Raw genomic sequence first — 17,635 nt, forward strand, 5'->3', positions numbered from 1 at the left:
AGCAGCAAGGCCCTGCAGCACGGCTATCAGTCCTGCAGCCTGGCTGCCAGTTGCTGGACCCGCTTGAGGTCGGCCTTGGCCACTTTGGCCAGCCCGGTGCCGTAGTCCGCATCCGCTTTGTAGAAGAACGACAGCATGATGTAACGGCTTTGTTCGTCAGCGGTGGCCAACGCTTCACCCAGGCTGTTGATCAGGTCGGTCTGTTCCTTTTTGCTGTAGGACCGGTACAGCTCGCCTGCCTGCTTGAAGTTTTGCTCACGGCGGATCTTGGCTTGCTGGGTGGTGCCGTTGAGCGGGGTCTGAACGTAACGGGCAGCGGGCTGCTCCTCACGCGGCTGCAGCCGGCTTGGCTGGTAGTTCACGCCGCTGTTGCTGGCGCCATGGTTGGCCGGCCCATCCTGGTTGATGGTGTTGACCTCCACACGCGGGCGGTTGACCGGCAGGCTCAGGCCATTGGCACCCACACGGTGCATCTGCGTGTCGGCATAGGCGAACAGGCGCCCTTGCAGCAGGCGGTCTTCGGACGGTTCGATGCCCGGTACCAGGTTCGACGGCGCCATGGCGACCTGTTCGGTTTCCTGGAAGAAGTTGTCGACGTTGCGGTTAAGTACCATCTGGCCGATCTTGCGCTCTGGGATGTTGGGCCAGATCTTGGTGGCGTCCAGCGGGTCGTAGTCCAGTTTGGCCATGTCTTCAGGCTTGAGCACCTGGATGTACAAGTCCCACTTCGGGAAGTTGCCTTTGTTGATCGCGCTGACCAGGTCGTGGGTCATGTGGCTGTAGTCGCGGCCCTGGATTTGCGCGACCTGTTGCGGGTCAAGGTTCTTTTGGCCTTGCAGGCTCTTCCAGTGGAACTTGACGTAGTGCACGTCACCTTTGGCATTTACAAACTTGTAAGCGTGAACGCTGTTGCCGTCCATTTCACGGTAGCTGGCCGGGGTACCTTCGTTGGAGTACAACAACGTCAGCGTACGGGTTGCTTCAGGTACATGGGAGAAGAAGTCGAAGCGGCGCGAATCGTCATCGAGGTTGGTGCGCGGGTCCGGCTTGAAGGCATGCACCATGTCCGGGAACTTGATGGCATCGCGGATGAAGAACGTCGGGAAGTTGTTGCCTACCAGGTCCCAGTTGCCATCAGCGGTATAGAATTTGGTGGCAAAACCGCGGGGGTCGCGCAGTGTTTCCGGCGAGTGAGTGCCGTGAACGACCGACGAGAAACGCACCATGACCGGGGTCTTCTCCCCTGGGCGGAACACCTTGGCCATGCTCAGTTCGCTGATGTCGGCGCTGGCGACGAATTCGCCGTGAGCACCGGTGCCCCGGGCATGCACCACACGCTCCGGGATGCGTTCGCGGTCAAAGCGCTGAAGCTTTTGCAGCAGCTGTACGTCTTGCAACAAAACGGAACCGTTTTCGCCAGCGGTTTGTGAGTTCTGGTTGTCGCCGACGGGGGCGCCGTTGTCACGTGTCAGTGTGGCCGCTTGAACCGACTGCGCCAGCAGTGTCGTGGCCAAGGCGGCCGTGACCAGCAAGCGGCCGGGTTGGAAATGGGGCAGGGAAGGGATCATAGAGTACTCCTGATGGCTCTAGCATGCGCTTTTGGTGCGCTGGCCAGAATTCTAGGAAGTTAATCCTGATCATCTAAATTGATATCGCTTATGCGATTGATTGGCCATTTCAATTTGTGCAGGGAAGCGGCAGGGCTATAACCCTGCACTAAGCGCCTGCCACCAGTTTGTTCACGCTGGTAATCCGCCCGCTCCATACCATTTCATAATGAGATGACTGGATGATCGAGGCCACCTGGCGTGGAGTCGTCAGCGCCCAGCAGGTGTTGCCCATCGCGCGAACCGAGTGATAGCGCAGCCCCGGCGCCTTGGCAGCTTTCACGTCCCGGCCCAACGCGCGTGCAAACGTGTAGTCATCCGGTGCGTAGATCGGGTGCGTCAAAGGCAGGCTGGTCGCGTCGAGCACGCCGGCTTCATCAAATTGGCAAACCAGCCCCCTGAACACGAAGCGCTCGTAATTCAGGCCATGGACCTTGCTCCAGTACGCTTGTTGATGGTGGCGCACTTCGGCAATGGCGGTTTCCATGGTGTCGGCCAGGTACAGCATGCCGAACGAGCCGTCCGCGAAGCGCGAACCGTCAGGGTTCACATGGGTAAAGGGTGCTGTCGCGTAAGAACAACCCTTGATCCCGAATGGAATTTCGCTGCGTGGAATCAGGTTAAGGCTGCCGACTTCGTTCTGCAGCCGGGGGTTGGTGAGTGCCTGAACCGCATACAGGATGTCGAACTCATCCGCGCTCGCGACGTCATCGAACAGCGCGATGGGGGGGAACTTCGAATTCACCAACCGGTACGACTGGATGAGGCCACCGCCGCGTACTGCGTGCAAGCTTGCAGCATTTACCATTGGGCACCACGCAGCGCATCGATGCGCCGGAATGTTTCGTAAAGCTGGATGAAGGAGCCTTCCCCCATGATGTCCAGCGGTGAGCGGCCGTCGAAAAAGGCATTGTCATTGGCCATGGACGGGAAGCCGTAGACGTTCTCCGGGTTGTCGAAAATCGTGCGCAGGCTGGCGTGAATGTTCAGCACAAGGCTGATGCGGGCAATCTGGTCGCTGTCCAGGCTAACCGAGCGCTGTTGATCCTTGGCGCGGGCATAGGTGCTGCGGGAAATACGCAGCACATTTTCAATCTGCCTGGAGGTGGAGTTCCATTTTTCCATGATGTTCACTGCAGTGCGAAGCGCAACGGCACCCGCATCCTTGCTGGCAGGGGCTTGCTGGCTGGGCATTTGGCTCATGGGTATCTCCATGATTGTGATCTGTAGATTCAAATTTAGCTTAAATGAATCTTCAGATCAAATCCGCTGGCTCAGCATGACGCTTCGGTACATCGGGTAAAGGCCGGGGGGCAGCCTCCAGCCGTGCTTTCAATTGGGCTACGTAGGCCTGCGCTTGCTCAGCATTGGTAAACGAAACTGCAATACCATTAATGATCACTTTGCAGTCCGAGCCGTTGCAGGGGTACTGGATATCGATCTTCATGCTGCTCAGCTCCTGAGTGTTTAACGGTATGCGGGTGGGTCAGCTACCAGGGAAATACCTACCGTTGAACAAGGGTGCCGGGTTTACCGGGGCATGGCTGTCGGATAAATCCGTTTACGTTGACCGCGCGAGCATCACTTGAGGTGCGGGCGCTCCGCCAATGCCCACATCACCTTTTTGTTCTCCAGCCTCAGCTTTTCCAGATCAGCCATCAGCAAGGCATTCATCTGCACAAGCTTGGCCGTGTTCCTGCGCGAACGGCGCAGCTCGGCCCAGACATCCCTCAGTTCACTGTGGAGCAGGGCGCATTCTTCCCGGGCCATTGCCAACGGGCTTGGTACATCCAGGCTGAAGTCAGAGTCGTCATTCATGAGGGAAATCCGGAAGGAGAACATTTGTACTCCTGGCAGGATAGCGGCCATTACTGGATATATCAACAGTGGTTTATGGGTTCGGAAAAGTCGCAACCGGGGCGAGCAGTTTTCGCCCCGGTTGCGGGGTCAGGGGCGGTCCTTGAGCGTTTCGAAGGCTTCGACGCGTTTGATCAGGCTTTTGTGGCTGGCGGAGCTGGCAGTGTTGAACAGGAAGGAAAAATCAGAGGCCAGCGTGTCGCTGCCGGCAATCGTCGCGTATTGATGGCACTGGTTACAGTTATCCGCTTGCACGTAAGTTTCCATGGTGGTGTTGGCCACCGGCACGCTGCCCTCGCTGATGAACGGGCCGTACGAGAGTGGCGCTTGTGCCTTGGCACCTGGTTCCGGGCTGGGCGGCGTGGGGGTTTGGGTCCAGAGCACGTTGATCAGCTTGTAGTACTGGAACACCGATTGCCCTTGGCTGTGCTGCGCGAAGTTGGCTTGCACCGCGCTGTTGAGGGCTTGCAGGTTGCCGGGTACGGGGTGCTCGCGGGTGGTTTGTACCGGTTGGTCGCGGGGGAAAGGCTCGGTGCAGTCATTGCCGTTGCACTGGATGCGGGCCACGTTCGGCTTGCACTCGGGGCCGCTGCCGCAGTTGGGGTTGTTGAAGGCGAAACCTTCCGGCGGGGTTTGTTGCGCTGGGGTTTGCGCGGGTTCAGGCACGTTGTCCACCTGCTCGAAGGTGGTCCAGATGAAGTTGGGCGAAGCCTGGGTCTTGTTGATGATATGCAGGCCCACCAGCCCCACCACTTCCTGGGTGCACTCAAGGGTATCAGGGCGCTTGAGCCAGGCGACGGTGGTCAGGTAGCGCCCGTATAGTTCGGGCTTGCCAGTCAGTACTCGCCAGGCGGCCTTGAGTTCGATCGCGCCAAGGTCCTCCTGTGGCACGGGGTCGGGCGGCAGGGCGCGCATCGCTTTGCCGATGGGCAGCGACAGCCCTTCCGGTGTGTTGCCGTCCTGATTCTGCGCCACCTTCAGCTGGTTGGCAGCGTCATAGAGCGCATGCTTGACGATGTAGTCGAACTCGGCCTTGCCCACCTTGCGCTCAAAAAACACCAGGTTGCCCGACTGGTCCGTGAGCCAGCCACCGGACGCTTCCATCACCGAGTCGGGAATGGTCGCCAACGTGCCGGTCGACAGATGGAAGCCGTGCAAGGCGTTGATCGCGCCCTCGGAGGTGGCGTTCATGAACTTGCGCGCGCCTACCGTGAGTGCCGTGAGGCTGCCTTGGGTGCTGCAGCCATCTGGCACCAGGGTTTGCACGCCCCAGTCGCTTGGCTTGGGCGCGCCGGGCAGGAAGATGTCGTTGGCGTCCTTGTAGCTGGCCCATACCGGGGCCACGCTCATGGGCTTGCCCGGCTCGGAAGGCACGCCGAACTGGGCCAGTGTGCTTTTCATATCGGGCTCACCCGCCAAACTGGCGGTAGCAGGCCAACCGGGGTTCACCGGCCAGTTCAAGGCAATGAACAACTGCCAGCCAAAGCAGTTCATGAAGGCTTGATCGTTGGCATTGAAGTTGTTGACCGGCAAAAACCCACCGCTGGCCGGGTTGAACACCAACTGCTGCTGCACACAGGTGTCGGCCGCCGTAAGGGGAGCCGCCGAGGCAGGTTGCAGGACGGACAGGCACAGCAGAATGCCGCCCAGCAGCGACAGAAGACTCAAGCGTATCCTGAGCATGATTGCGCTCCTTGCACGTTGGGAGCCGCACCCGAAGGTGCGGCGAGGCGGGGTTGTTCAGGCGCCAGGCACCAATGCCAGGCCAGATTCCCAAGGGTGATCTGCCGCACTCACGTTCGCGTCTTCACCCGGGTTGAGGGCACGTACCGTTACCAGACCGGGTGTTGCGTTGGGGCTTACGTTGATGGTCAGGATGTAGGCCTGGGTGCCGCCCGAGTTGGTCTGGCCCGGAATGGCCGATGCGTCGGGCAAAAATTGCGTGACCTGCGCGGTCACGTCGGGGTTGGAGAACTGCACCCTGGCATTTTGCGCCGTGGTGCTCGGATCGGCACCTTGTACCACCAACACGAACGTGTTGCTGCTGCCCGGGGCAAGCCAGGCAGGCAAGTCGGTAGGGGATTGCCCGTAGAACAGGTCCACCGGCAGCAGTTGCACCGGCCAGGGTTGCAGGCCGCTCACACGGTTTTGCACACACGGGAAGGAGGATGGTGTGGTGGTGATCGGTTTGACGGTGACGCTCAGGCCCACCAGCAGTTGTTGGGCAATGACCCACACATAGTTGATCGGTTGTTTGTTGATGGTGATGTCATTGATCGAGAAACCGGCGCTTTCCGGCACTTCGAATACCGCCTGCAGGATCTGGTCGGAGCCATTGGCGGCTGTCTTGGCCGAGCCGCGGGTGATGCGCCAGTACTGGCTTACGTCCTGGCCTTGCGGGCCTTTCCAGGTACTGAAGTCGGTGGGTTGTTGCAGGTACAGGCCAATGGGGTTGGTCAGCGACAGGCGATTGTTCACCGCCGTTGCGTTGGCCATGTAACCGATGTGGGGGTCGGAGTTTCGGTAGTTTTGCCCATACTGGGCGCAGCAGATGAGCGACTGGGCGTTCTGGCTGCTGCTCAACGGCCGCAGGATGGTGCCGGCCGCGGCCAGGTAAACCTCGGCGCTTAGGGTGTTGGGGCCGGACGTGAGGTGCATGGCGCCGCCGTATTGGCCGGGTACACACGCGGTGCCGGCGTTCCACTTGTTCACCGTGTCGTAGGCCGGCTGGCCAGTGGTGGGGTCGATGACCGGGTCGCCGGCCTTGCCGGTGGGGCAGTCGACGGTGTAGCGCAGGTAAAGGTCTTCAAGCTGCACGCTCGGGTCGATGTAGTCGCGGTACAGGCCCAGCACTGCCTGCGGGTCGATGCGCCACATGGCCAGGAAATACGCCGGGTTTTCACACGTGAAGGTGATTTTGCGCATGTTGCCGTTGGCATCGCGCACGATCGACCACTCGCAATACTCGTCGAGCCAGCCCCGTGGGCCCGAGGGCGAGAATGCCGTGAACTTGCCGCTCCAGTCGATGCTCGGGCAGCGTTTGGCCGGCAATTGCAGCAAGGTGCCCTTGTTGTCAGGGTCGTACAGCGTGTACAGGGTGCCGTTGATGGTGATCTGGCCGTTGTCGGTGAGCTCCATCACCTGCTCCAGGGTCATTGCACCGCCACCCAGTTGAGGAATGACCGCCTTGCCCTGGTTGTAGAAGAAGGTCCAGAGCCGGTTGGGGAAGGGCTGCCAAGTGATGGCGGGCAATGTCTTGTCGCCAAAGCCTTCCACCAGCGGGTTGTAGTAACCCGATCGGGGGGCGTCGTTCAGGCCGGACCACGGGTTGCCGATGATGGACGATTCGGTCCAGCCGGTGAGGTCGTTGTTCCAGTCGGTTTCAAACTGCTGCAGCTGGTCTTCCAGCCCCAACTTGTTGTAGTCCTTGGGGGCTTGGCCGGCGGGAGAGGTGAATTGCTTGAAGGGCGTGCTCATTTCGGTTCTCCAGGTGTGTGTGAAGTGGAAGTGGAGCAGCAGCCGGCGACCGGAGGCGGACCGGCGAGGGTTTGGCGTGGGTCGTCCCACACCAGTACGGCGGTGAATCCGGGCAGGGCGGTGCAGTCGTCCGGCGTCAGCACCCGGCCGCTGTCAAGGTGGGTCACCACCAACGACAGTTGCACCGCATCGTGGGGGCCAAGGCCCAGCGCAGCGGCGTTGCGGGCCGCGTTCAGTGCGCGGGACACGCCATGGGTGATGCAGCGGCCCTTGTCATCGACCAACCCCATGCCGATACGGCTGAAGCGCCCCACGTAATGGGGGTTGTCAGCGCTTGCGTGGGCCGCGGTAGCCTCAGGCTGGTCGAGGAAGGCATCGATCAGGTAGGTGTCATGGGTGCAGCGCACATGGTCGAATACCACCCACGGCCCGGGCCCGGCCGCATTGCCCGCCGCAGGCGTGGTGTTTACGTTGTGCTTGCAGCAGGCGCTTGTTGCCGCCTTCGGCGCGCCGAACTGGGGGGCCACCGGTGTACCGTAGTCGTAGCCGATATGGCGGCTGTCCTGGGCCATGTCACCGAGGGTGGTATAGCGCCAGGCGTCGGCACTGGTGAAGGTGACCTGCGTGGCGTCATGGCCGGCGAAAGGTTGCAGCAGGCACTGGGTGGTGTACTGCGCCCCCGGGTTGGCCCTGATCCAGACCTCCAGCATGCGGTCGATGTTGGCGTGATACGAGCAGAACACCGGGTCGAAGGCGGTATAGGCATTGTCGGCCATGTCGCCGCCGATCCAGCCGTGATAGTTGTCGTGGGGTTGTTCGTACAGGCCGTCGAAGTTGAGGGCTCGATTGGGGTACAGGTTGTCCTTCTGGGGCGGGTCGAATACCGGAATGTTGGCCCATGGGTAACCCGGCACACCTTGTGGCTGGCTGAAGGTGGTGAACTTCAGGGCATCGACTACCTGTTGCTGGAAGATCCGGCTCATGGCGTACAACCGCGAGCGTGCCAGGCGTGAATCGTCACCACGGGTGTAAAACAAGGGGTCACGTTGCACATACCGGCAGTCGACCCCCTTGGTAGCGCCATTGGCGCACACTTTGGAGCAACCGTCCTTGGCGGCCGCATAGCGCAAAGGGTTGGGCCGGGTTTCGCCGGTGTGCGGGTGCACATAGGTTTCATCGAGAAACGCCTGGGGCAAGCCTGCCTGAGGGCTGCCGTCGACACTGGCATCTTCGGCCATCCAGTCCCAGTAAGGGATGGCGCAGCCGATCAGGCCTTCCAGATACAACAGGTACGCGCGGTGCCAGAGGGCAAAAGCCTCTTGATAATGCAGGCACCAGTTGGTGTGGATGTAGGCGTACCGTTGCCAGGGTGAACCGCTGTCCGGGTCGCCCACCCGCATCACGTCGTCCAGCTTGGCGCGGTACAGGTTCAGTTGATCAAGGGGCAGGGCGCGGATGTCCTGCCTCACGCGCTTCACCGTTTGCGGCAGGTCTGGTGGGGGAATGCGTTCGGCGATATCGAATGGCGCACTGGCGTCGAGGCGCCAGCCCTGGTTGACCCATAACCTGAAGGTTTCCAGCGCATCGATTGGCCAGAACTGCTGCTGGTCAAGGGTCAGCGGCATGTTGCGCGAGGCCAGGTGCTGGTAGATGGTTTCTGACCAGGTCTTGACCGATTCCGGGTTGTCCAGGTACACGAAATAGCCGTTCATGCACCCGGCCCAGGTGGCCGCCACAGCTGCACGCTGCTCGGCAGGAATCCAGTAGGGAGCGGTGAAAAGGCCGTGTATATCCGCGGTCCATGTCGGTTTGGCAACAATCATAAGATCCCTCTCATGCGCCCTGCAGGTGGGCTGCTAAGCTCAGTTGATGGTAAAGAGCCAGCGCGCAGGAATCGTGCAAATTGGCGCATCCTTGCGCCGCATTCATTGCAGTTTTTCAGGGAAGACACGGAAAAAATGACAGACGCCATGGATCTGAAAATTCTGGGCAAGCTGCAGAAGGATTGCAGCCAGAATCTGGAGTTGCTCAGCGACAGCGTCGGGCTGTCATCCACCAGTTGCTACCGGCGCATCAGGCGGCTGGAAAGCGCAGGCATCATCAAGGCCAAGGTCGCGATACTGGACGAGCGCAAGCTCGGCATACAGGTGACGGCCTTTTTTCTGGTCAAGCTGGACCGCGACAGCTACGACATCGACCGCAAGATGCAGCACATTCTGGCCAGCCACCCGGAGATTCAGGACTGCTACCTGATGACGGGCGAGTTCGATTTCGTGATGGTTGCCAAGTTTCGTGATGCGACCGAGTACACCGACTATATCTACCGGTTTCTGGACACGTACCGGGATATTCCGATTCGCACGTATTCATCTACGCTGGTGGTGCGTACGGTGAAAAAGTCGTATGAGTTGCCACTGGAGGGTGGGTGGCGTCATGCGGTGGATGGGTGATGCTCATGGGTGTAGGTTCTGTACGAAAAGTCTTGAGACGCAGGTCAGGCAAGGCGAAAACAGCCGAGGAAGCGCAGTGTACTGGAGTACATGAGCATTCCGAGGCTGTTTTCAACGCAGCATGAACAAGTATCAGGGCTTTTCGTACAGAACCTAGTGCAGTAACCAGCCAGCAGCCCCTTTTATGCAAGGATTTCGCGATGGCTGAGGCAAGCAGGAAGATGAGCCTGACGGGGCTCACTACGCTGGTGACGGTGAACATGATGGGCAGCGGGATCATCCTGTTGCCCACCAGCATGGCGCAGCTGGGGGCCGTTTCGCTGCTGTCCTGGGTGTTCACCGCCATAGGCTCCATGGCCATTGCTTACTGCCTGGCGCAATGCGGGGTGTTTTGTACACGCTCTGGCGGCTTGTCGGCCTACACCGAGGAAGCCCATGCGAAGTCGGGCTTCTTCCTGTGTTCCTATCTGTACTTCCTGTCCCTGGCCATCGCCAACGTGGCGGTTGCCATTTCCGCGGTGGGCTACATGACTGCGTTCGTGCCCTGGCTGGGGACCGGCGCGATTCCCCTGTGTGTCGGCACGATCAGCTTGATCTGGCTGACCACGCTGGCCAATTTCGGTGGGCCGAAGGTCACCGGCAAGATTGGCGCGTTCACGGTGTGGGGCGTGATCATTCCGGTCGCGGGGCTAAGTATCTTCGGCTGGTACTGGTTCGACCCGGACATCCTCAGGGCCGCCTGGAACCCCAACCAGCTGCCGATTTCCGAGGCTATCAGCAAGGCCATCCCGCTGACCCTGTGGGCGTTCCTCGGCATGGAATCCGCGGCCCAGGCCACCGACGCCGTGGAGAACCCCAGGCGCAACGTGCCACTGGCCTGCCTGTTCGGCACGCTGGGGGCTGCCGTTGTGTACGTGCTGTCCACCACGGTCATCCAGGGCATCATCCCCAATGCCGACCTGGCCAAGTCCTCGGCGCCGTTCGCGCTGGTCTATGCCACGATCTTCAGCCCGGCTGTAGGCAACTTCGTCATGGCACTGGCGGTGGTGGCCTGCATCGGCTCGCTGCTGGGCTGGCAATTCACCTTGGCGCAAACCGCCAAGATGACAGCGGACCAGGACCTTTTCCTGAAACTGTTCGGCAAGGTCAATGCCATGAATGCCCCCGCGATCGGCATGACTGTCTGCGCCATGCTGCAAACCGTGATGGCCCTGTCGACCATCTCGCCGGACGCCGCTGCCCAGTTCGCCAGGCTGGTCAGCCTGGCAGCGGTGACCAACCTGATTCCCTACATCACAGCCTTGACCGGCTTGCTGGTGATCATGCACAAGGCAGGCGTCACCCCGGGCGTGTATACCCGCAACATGGTGGTGCTGCTGGTTGCCGTGGGGTATTCGTTGTATGCGCTGCATGCCTGCGGGCTGGAGGCGGTGATGGGCGGCACCTTGGTGCTGGCGATCGGTTACCTGTGCTATGGGTTTCTGGGGCAGAAGTTTGCCGAAGCGTCCGTGCCTCGACGCTAGGCAGATGGGGAGGGTGGTTGGATCCTGTGGCGTAAAGCACTATCCTTGCCCCGCCACGCCGCGCTTGATGCCGGATGGCGCGCACTTTACCCTCAGGAGATTCACCGACATGAACGTCACGTTCCGCCCCCAGTGGCTGCTTGCCCTTGCTTTACCTCTCGTCCTTGCTGCCTGCGGCGACAATGAACCCAAGCAACGCGCTGCCTTCAGCGAATTCCTGCAAACCCGTATCGTCGACAAGCCAGGCGTGCACGTGCCCAAGCTGACCACGGACGAAACGCAGGCCTTCGGCCCCTACAGCGATCACTATGCGGTCATCACCAACTTCAACGGCGCCATGGATGCTGCCGTGAAGCCCTTGGGCAACCTGCTGCAAAAAGGCGCGGTACGCTCGCTTAACGATGTCACCGCCCGCCGTGACGACATCAAGGCGGTGCAGACGGGCCTGAATGACATGGGCAGCCAGCTGCAGGAGCAGAAGGCCAAGGCCGATACCGCGCACGCCCAGCTCAAGCAGCCAGAAGACCTCAAGGTTGTCTACGACAAGGCCTTCGAGCGCACTGTCAGCGTACCGGCCGATACCTTCCTGGAGGTGCTGCCGCAAATTAACGGCACCCTCGACAGCAGCCTGAAAATCGCCGACTACGTGGACGCCAACAAGGCCAAGATCGAAATCAACGGGCCAATCGTGAAGGTGTCGGACCCCAAGGTTCAGGCTGAGCTCAACGCGATGCTGGCGGATCTGAACACCCAGGCCAAAACCGTGCAACAGGCACAGACACGGCTGAAAACCGTGATGCTCGGGCGCTAATGCAGTAGCTGCGGATGTATCGCGCCTCCTGTGGGAGCGGCTTTAGCCGCGAAGCAGGCGACGCGGCACCTGGCACCGGCTTCGCCGGTGTTCGCGGCTAAAGCCGCTCCTACAGGGATTGCGCATGCCTTGAGGTAAGTACAGAACCTGTAGGAGCGGATTTATCCGCGAAGAGGCCGACACTAGCAGCACAAGACTGTTGCTCCCACATTACCCTGCTAAACCGTGAAGCACGACTAGAACTCCACCTTGCCGCGACCCGCCTTGACAGTGCTGCGCCTGGCTTTTCCTTCGAGGCGGCGGGTCTTCGAACCGAGGGTCGGCTTGGTGGGGCGGCGTTTCTTCTCGGTTTTGCCGGCAGTGCTGATCAATTCGGCAAGACGCGCCAGTGCGTCAGCGCGGTTCTGTTCCTGGGTGCGGTACTGTTGAGCTTTGATGATCAACACGCCGTCGCTGGTGATGCGACTGTCACGCAGCGTCAGCAACCGCGCCTTGTAAAACTCCGGCAGCGACGAGGCGGGGATGTTGAAGCGCAGGTGCACGGCGCTGGACACCTTGTTGACATTCTGCCCACCTGCGCCTTGGGCACGGATGTATGTCAGTTCGATGTCGGCGTCTGGCAGATGCACGGTGTTGGAGATGGTCAGCATGACTGGGCCTTTGTGATTGCCCACCATTATTACAGCCTTGGCCGCTCGCTTACACAACAGAACACGGTGTACCTGCGCGATCTTGAACTCCTGCCATCAACCGAGAGCGGCAGCCTGCTGCAGGCTCATCGCACGCGTCTCAGGGGCAAGCAGCCAAGACAGCAGCAAACCGAAGAAGGTGATGCCGGCAGCGATGTACATCGTTTGGGCAATGCCGAGGGTGTCGAGCGAGATGGGCACGAGATAGGTGCCTACCGCTGCACCGATTCGCGAAATCGACGTCCCGACACCCACCGCAAAAGCGCGGATCTCTGTCGGGAAGATTTCGTTTGGGTACACCAGGGTCAACACTTGTGCCCCGCCTATGAATAGCGCATAGAGTGCGAAAAACGCCAGGATTCCCAGGCCCGCGCTGTTGTTGAATGCGCCCAGGCAAAGCAGCGCGATACCCGACACGCCGAAGCTGTACAGCAAGAGGTTACGCCGGCCAAGCGTGTTGATGAGGCGTGTGGCGCCAATGCAGCCGACCACGAAGAACAACGTAATCAGTACCGACCCGATGGAAGCGCTGTCGCCTTTTACGTTCATCGCCGCGAGCACCTTGGGGGCAAAGGCATACACCGCGAACAGCGGAATGATGCAGCAGGTCCAGAAGACGATGATGAACAGCATGCGCTTGGCATAGCCCGAATACACGAGGCTCCAGACGTTGATCTTGTAGTTCGGGCTTTCTTCCGGCAGGTTTTCAAGGGAGAAATCGTCGCCATAAACCTGTTTGATGACCTGCTGCGCCTCGGCATCGCGGCCCTTGCTCAAAAGCCAGCGTGGCGACTCGGGCGTGCCGATGCGCACCACCAACAGCGCCAGGCCAATGGTGGCCGAACTGGCCAGTACCCAACGCCAGGCATCTTCACCGCCTGTGCGCAGTATCAGTTCGCCGACGATGTACGCCGCTGCAGCGCCAGCAAACCAGAGAATCGTCAGCATCGCCAGGCGAGGGCCGCGGTATCGCTTCGGCATGAACTCCACGAGCAGTGACGTGGCGACGGGGTACTCGATGCCGACCGCAATGCCGATGATCAGCCGCAGAATAAAAATCGCTTCAGCGGAGTCGGCCCAGAACTGAGCGATAGAGGCGAGAATAAAAAGGGTGGGGCCTACGAAAAACAGGCGTTTGCGGCCCAGGCGATCAGTGAGCCAGCCGCCGAGAAAACCACCGAAAAAAATGCCGATCAATGCGGATGCTGCGATCAGGCCTTCCCAGAAACTGCTCAGGGAAAGCGAGGCGGTGATGTGGGCCAAGGCCACGCCAATGATGCTCAGGACATAACCGTCCACAAAAGACCCGCCACCGGAGCGAAACGTGAGCAGTTTATGGAATGGGTTGAGGGGGACATCTTCAACCGAGATTTTAGGACTTGTCATTGTTGTCTCCTGATCAGGTTTATAAAAGATGGCAGCGCGATGCCAATACGCAGACGCGTCGGCTCGAAAACCGGCTCAAACTGGCTGTGAGCGGTCGTTTTATTGTTAGGGGTTTGTAAAATTCGATCGGTTTGCTTCAAGCACCGGCAACCGCTGTTCAAACGTCATACCGGATTTCTTTTGAAGGTGGGTGCCCAAAAAAAGCACTGTATGACCTGCTGAAGTGCGTGCAGGAGACGAAACCACAGGCAAGCGATACATCGAAGATCGACGCGCTGGAGTTCTGGATCAAACGGCGGGCCTCCGTAATCCTCAGCTGGAAGTAGTATTTTTGCGGTGTGGTATTGAGCTGATCCCGGAAGAGCCGCTGGACCTGCCTGATCGACAGGCCAACGACCCGCGCCAGGTGTTCCGGGCCAAGCGGTTCTTCAAGGTTGGCCTCCATTAACGCGATGATGTCGCGCAGTGCCTTGCCGAGCTTGGGTTGTTGCGGTTTCTGAAAGGCGCGGTGTTTGCTTCGATCGTAATCGAGGGTATCCAGCACCGCGTCTGCCAGCACTGGGGTTGTACCCTGGCCCAACCACCGGATCATCATGTCAAAAGCGCCGTTTGGTGTAGCCGAGGTCATGCGGTTTCTGTCGTATGCCAAAGGTTCGTGGGAGACGTTCGCACGGGGCGTGCGCTCTGCCAACGCGGTACGCTGCTCGGCGTGGATGGCACACCGGTAGCCATCCAGCAAGCCGGCAGCGCCCAGATACCAAGCGCCATTCCACAGGCCTCCAAGCGCAATGGGCAGCCTGGCGACTTTGTTGAGCAAGGCCAACAGCCAGTTCGGCACGGTTCGGGCGGCGCGCAACCCACCGCAGATCACCAGCAGGTCGAGATCGGACAGGCGTATATCGGTTAATGGCGTGTCTGGCCTGATCGGGATACCCAGGTCGCTGATAACCTCGGCGTGGTGATGGCTGAATGTATGCACCCGCACACGGCCAGGCGAAATGAGGTTGGCCGTGACCAGCACATCCAGTGCCTGGGTGAAACAGGGCAATGAAAAGTTGTCCAGCAGCAGGAAACCGACTCTGGAAACCGTGCACGGGGTGTGGCCCTGAGCGATGAAACCCAGGTTACGGTCGGCGAACGTTCGGCTGAAGGTTCTTGTAATTGTTTTCATTGTGGCACCCCAAGCTCAACGCTTGATGCTCTCGTTGATGGTGGCGCGTTATGGATAACGCATTTGAATCGTGAAGTTGTTGTCCGCCAGCCTAGGCTCTGGGCATATTCAGGGTCCAGCAATATTTCCGACCTTTTTTGGATAACGTCGAGTTATCGGTAGGGCGCGTGGCGGCCACTAAAATAGGGCGGAGTTCGAGTGGTTGTCCAGCAAGAAGTGTGCGTTGCCCCTGCATAACTTTGGGTTATGCAAACGGTAATTTTTTGCGCTGTAATTTTCGTTGAAGTGCGTACTATGAAAGCGGCGTAGTGCATGAGATGGGAGCGGAGCACAGTATGTCACAACGGCACGTTGACCCAGACACCTTGCTGCTCAAGATGCCGTCCCTTAGAGCGGTTAAAGCGTTTGTGGCTGCCGCAAAGTATGAAAGTTTCACCCGTGCGGCAGAAGCCCTGTGTGTAACCCAGGCGGCAATCAGTCGGCAGATCCGGGAGTTGGAACTTTACCTGAATGCGCCGTTGTTTGTGCGTGTGGGCAGGGCGGTAGAGTTGACCGCGGCAGGTGCTGTTTTCTTCGACGCTTCACAGATTTCATTTGTCAATATCGCGCAGGCGGCAGAGCGGATACGCAATATCCCCGGCGACCATGACAAGCGTGTATTGACGGTTTCATGCTCGCCCGCTTTTTCCTCGTTGTGGCTGGCGCATTACATACAGGATTTTCGCAACAAGCACCCTGATATTCAGTTGAACCTGATTACCACGCAAAACTTTCAGGCCAGAGAGCCGGGTGTCGAGCCAGATGTTGTCATTTCGAAATGCGTCAATGTGGGCGAGGGGTACACACCCTATCCGTTGTGTCACGACATCATCTACCCCGTGTGCTCCCCGGCCTATTTAAAGCAGCACCCTGGCGTCGCGACACTGGAGGGGTTGAGGGATTCCGAACTGTTGGACCTGAGCCCATACGGTCGCTCTGGCGTGGCTGAACATGTCGACTGGCGAGTATGGCTCGCTTTCCTGAATATCAATATCGATGAGCGGGCCCCAGCCAGCCCACCGTTGTTTCACGCCAACGATTACAGCTTGATCATCAATATGGTGCGTGCAGGTCAAGGTGTGGCACTGGGGTGGAACCAGTTGGTCGGCCACTTTGTGGAGAGCGGGCAACTGGTCAGGCCGACCCAGGAGCACGTGACACTGAATAACAGCCTGCACTACCTGGCGTATAAAGAAAACAACAGTGACGACGATGCCTGTGAGCGGCTGAGGGACTGGATCATGTCCAAATTCTCGTGGTGGAAAATTCCCGGGCGCAACGCATAACTGCCCTTGTGGTTATTTACAATAAAAAGTTTTCAGTCAATTGCACAGGGTGGCAACGCGCCTGGGTGCAAGGAGGATAATAATGAACAGTAATGAATCCGTCATTCGCCTGATCCAGCAGCGCAAGCCTCGCCATGTATTGCCCCGGCAGCTTTACCTTGACCCGGATGTATACCGCCAGGACCTTGAGCATATCTGGCACAAGGATTGGGTATTTGCAGGACACACTTTCGAAATCCCGAAAGCCGGCCAGTATTTCACCCTGCAGATTGGTGACTACCCGGTGGCTGTTGTGCGCGGCAAGGATGGCGAAGTCAGGGCGTTTCATAATGCCTGCCGCCACCGGGGTGCAAAAGTCTGTGAGCATGCCAGTGGCAAAGTTGCCAAGCTGGTGTGCCCTTATCACAAGTGGACGTTCGAACTGGATGGCAATCTGATCTATGCCGGTAACATGGGGGCTGATTTTGATCGTTCGAACTATGGCTTGAAGCCGGTGCATGTCGAGATCGTGCACACGTACATTTATGTGTGCGTGGCAGAAAAAGCCCCGGATTTTGCGGGCTTTCGTGCCGCCGTCAGCCCCTTCATCGCGCCGCACTTTCTGGAAAACTGCAAAGTTGCCTTTGAGTCGAACTTGATCGAAAAAGGCAACTGGAAGCTTGTGTTCGAGAACAACCGCGAATGCTACCACTGCGACGGTACACATCCGGAGCTGCTCAACTCGTTCGTCGAGAACCTCTCGGTGGCCGGCGTAGGCGGTGATGACGACCCCGAACTGGTCGCGCACTGGGATCGCTGCGAGGCAGCAGGCATGCCGAGCCGCCTTAACATGGACCCGCTGGGGCGCTTTCGCATGACGCGCATTCCGCTTTCTGCCGGCGCCGTGAGCTACACCATGGACGGCAAACCTGCCGTTGCCGGGCGGCTGGACAAGAGTGGCGAAGCTGACATCGGCGCGCTGTTGTATTTCAACTACCCGTCGACCTGGAACCACTTCTTGGGCGACCATGCGCTCAGCTTCCGGGTGTTGCCGGTTGGCCCGGGTGAAACCCTTGTGACCACCAAATGGCTGGTGCCTGAGTCGGCTGTCGAGGGGGTGGACTACGACCTGGAAAGGCTGACCAAAGTATGGCTCGCGACCAATGACCAGGATCGCCGCCTGGTGGAAGGCACGCATGCGGGGGTTTCGTCCCCGGCCTATGAGCCCGGCCCGTTCTCTGAGAATGCCGAGAATGGCGTGTGCCAGTTTGATGACTGGTACTGCGACACGATGCTGGATCGCCTCTCGGGGCGGCCATCATTGAAGTCAGTAGTTTGATTGAACGGCGCCTCAAAGGCG

Annotated in this window: 16 protein-coding genes; 5 read left to right on the forward strand and 11 right to left on the reverse strand. The window is 59.4% G+C overall.

The features are described from left to right. Positions 1-26: 26 nt before the first annotated feature. From katB to PVV54_RS12895, 8 genes are all read right to left on the reverse strand, one after another. Positions 27-1,568, reverse strand: coding sequence for a catalase KatB (gene katB, locus PVV54_RS12860; protein ID WP_274910307.1), 1,542 nt, complete (start codon positions 1,566-1,568; stop codon positions 27-29). A gap of 148 nt (positions 1,569-1,716) precedes the next feature. Next, positions 1,717-2,415, reverse strand: a complete 699-nt coding sequence (locus tag PVV54_RS12865) for an RES family NAD+ phosphorylase (protein ID WP_274910308.1) — start codon at positions 2,413-2,415, stop codon at positions 1,717-1,719. Beyond that, a complete protein-coding gene (locus PVV54_RS12870; RefSeq protein ID WP_446731447.1) occupies positions 2,409-2,810 on the reverse strand; it encodes an antitoxin Xre-like helix-turn-helix domain-containing protein in 402 nt (133 codons plus the stop codon). Before PVV54_RS12870 ends, PVV54_RS12865 begins: the two co-directional genes overlap by 7 nt. Before the next feature lie 52 nt (positions 2,811-2,862). Next, on the reverse strand, positions 2,863-3,054 hold the full coding sequence (locus PVV54_RS12875) for a hypothetical protein (protein ID WP_274910309.1): 192 nt from the start codon (positions 3,052-3,054) through the stop codon (positions 2,863-2,865). 134 nt (positions 3,055-3,188) lie between these two features. Continuing rightward, positions 3,189-3,425, reverse strand: coding sequence for a hypothetical protein (locus PVV54_RS12880; protein ID WP_274910310.1), 237 nt, complete (start codon positions 3,423-3,425; stop codon positions 3,189-3,191). 129 nt (positions 3,426-3,554) lie between these two features. After that, on the reverse strand, positions 3,555-5,147 hold the full coding sequence (locus PVV54_RS12885) for a hypothetical protein (RefSeq protein ID WP_274910311.1): 1,593 nt from the start codon (positions 5,145-5,147) through the stop codon (positions 3,555-3,557). Between the two features lie 57 nt (positions 5,148-5,204). Beyond that, positions 5,205-6,941 (reverse strand): hypothetical protein, encoded by a 1,737-nt coding sequence (locus PVV54_RS12890; RefSeq protein ID WP_274910312.1) that lies wholly within the window; start codon positions 6,939-6,941, stop codon positions 5,205-5,207. Continuing rightward, complete coding sequence (locus PVV54_RS12895) at positions 6,938-8,764, reverse strand: tyrosinase family protein (protein ID WP_274910313.1); 1,827 nt, start codon at positions 8,762-8,764, stop codon at positions 6,938-6,940. The genes PVV54_RS12890 and PVV54_RS12895 overlap by 4 nt, the downstream gene beginning before the upstream one ends. A gap of 147 nt (positions 8,765-8,911) precedes the next feature. Between PVV54_RS12895 and PVV54_RS12900 the strand changes: the two genes are divergently transcribed. The 3 genes from PVV54_RS12900 (at position 8,912) to PVV54_RS12910 (ending at position 11,725) form a co-directional block, all read left to right on the forward strand. Then, the gene (locus tag PVV54_RS12900; RefSeq protein ID WP_274910314.1) at positions 8,912-9,391 is read left to right on the forward strand and encodes an Lrp/AsnC family transcriptional regulator; all 480 of its coding nucleotides are present in this window, start codon (positions 8,912-8,914) and stop codon (positions 9,389-9,391) included. Between the two features lie 200 nt (positions 9,392-9,591). Then, on the forward strand, positions 9,592-10,914 hold the full coding sequence (potE, locus tag PVV54_RS12905) for a putrescine-ornithine antiporter (RefSeq protein ID WP_274910315.1): 1,323 nt from the start codon (positions 9,592-9,594) through the stop codon (positions 10,912-10,914). A gap of 109 nt (positions 10,915-11,023) precedes the next feature. After that, complete coding sequence (locus tag PVV54_RS12910; RefSeq protein ID WP_274910316.1) at positions 11,024-11,725, forward strand: DUF3053 domain-containing protein; 702 nt, start codon at positions 11,024-11,026, stop codon at positions 11,723-11,725. 236 nt (positions 11,726-11,961) lie between these two features. Here PVV54_RS12910 and arfB read toward each other — a convergent pair whose 3' ends face one another. The 3 genes from arfB to PVV54_RS12925 all read right to left on the reverse strand — a co-directional run bounded on the left by arfB (position 11,962) and on the right by PVV54_RS12925 (position 14,971). Further along, positions 11,962-12,375 carry an alternative ribosome rescue aminoacyl-tRNA hydrolase ArfB gene (gene arfB, locus PVV54_RS12915; protein WP_274910317.1) on the reverse strand — a complete coding sequence of 138 codons (414 nt, stop codon included), beginning with the start codon at positions 12,373-12,375 and terminating at the stop codon, positions 11,962-11,964. Between the two features lie 96 nt (positions 12,376-12,471). Then, positions 12,472-13,800, reverse strand: coding sequence for an MFS transporter (locus PVV54_RS12920; protein WP_274910318.1), 1,329 nt, complete (start codon positions 13,798-13,800; stop codon positions 12,472-12,474). Positions 13,801-13,957: 157 nt separating this feature from the next. Further along, positions 13,958-14,971 (reverse strand): GlxA family transcriptional regulator, encoded by a 1,014-nt coding sequence (locus tag PVV54_RS12925; RefSeq protein WP_274910319.1) that lies wholly within the window; start codon positions 14,969-14,971, stop codon positions 13,958-13,960. Between the two features lie 335 nt (positions 14,972-15,306). On the opposite strand from PVV54_RS12925, the gene PVV54_RS12930 reads away from it, so the two are divergent. Further along, positions 15,307-16,296: a LysR substrate-binding domain-containing protein gene (locus tag PVV54_RS12930; RefSeq protein WP_274910320.1), complete on the forward strand. Its 990-nt coding sequence runs from the start codon at positions 15,307-15,309 to the stop codon at positions 16,294-16,296. A gap of 82 nt (positions 16,297-16,378) precedes the next feature. Then, positions 16,379-17,614 (forward strand): aromatic ring-hydroxylating oxygenase subunit alpha, encoded by a 1,236-nt coding sequence (locus PVV54_RS12935; protein WP_274910321.1) that lies wholly within the window; start codon positions 16,379-16,381, stop codon positions 17,612-17,614. Positions 17,615-17,635: the final 21 nt, after the last annotated feature.

The sequence above is a fragment of the Pseudomonas sp. PSKL.D1 genome, assembly GCF_028898945.1.
GTDB lineage: Bacteria > Pseudomonadota > Gammaproteobacteria > Pseudomonadales > Pseudomonadaceae > Aquipseudomonas.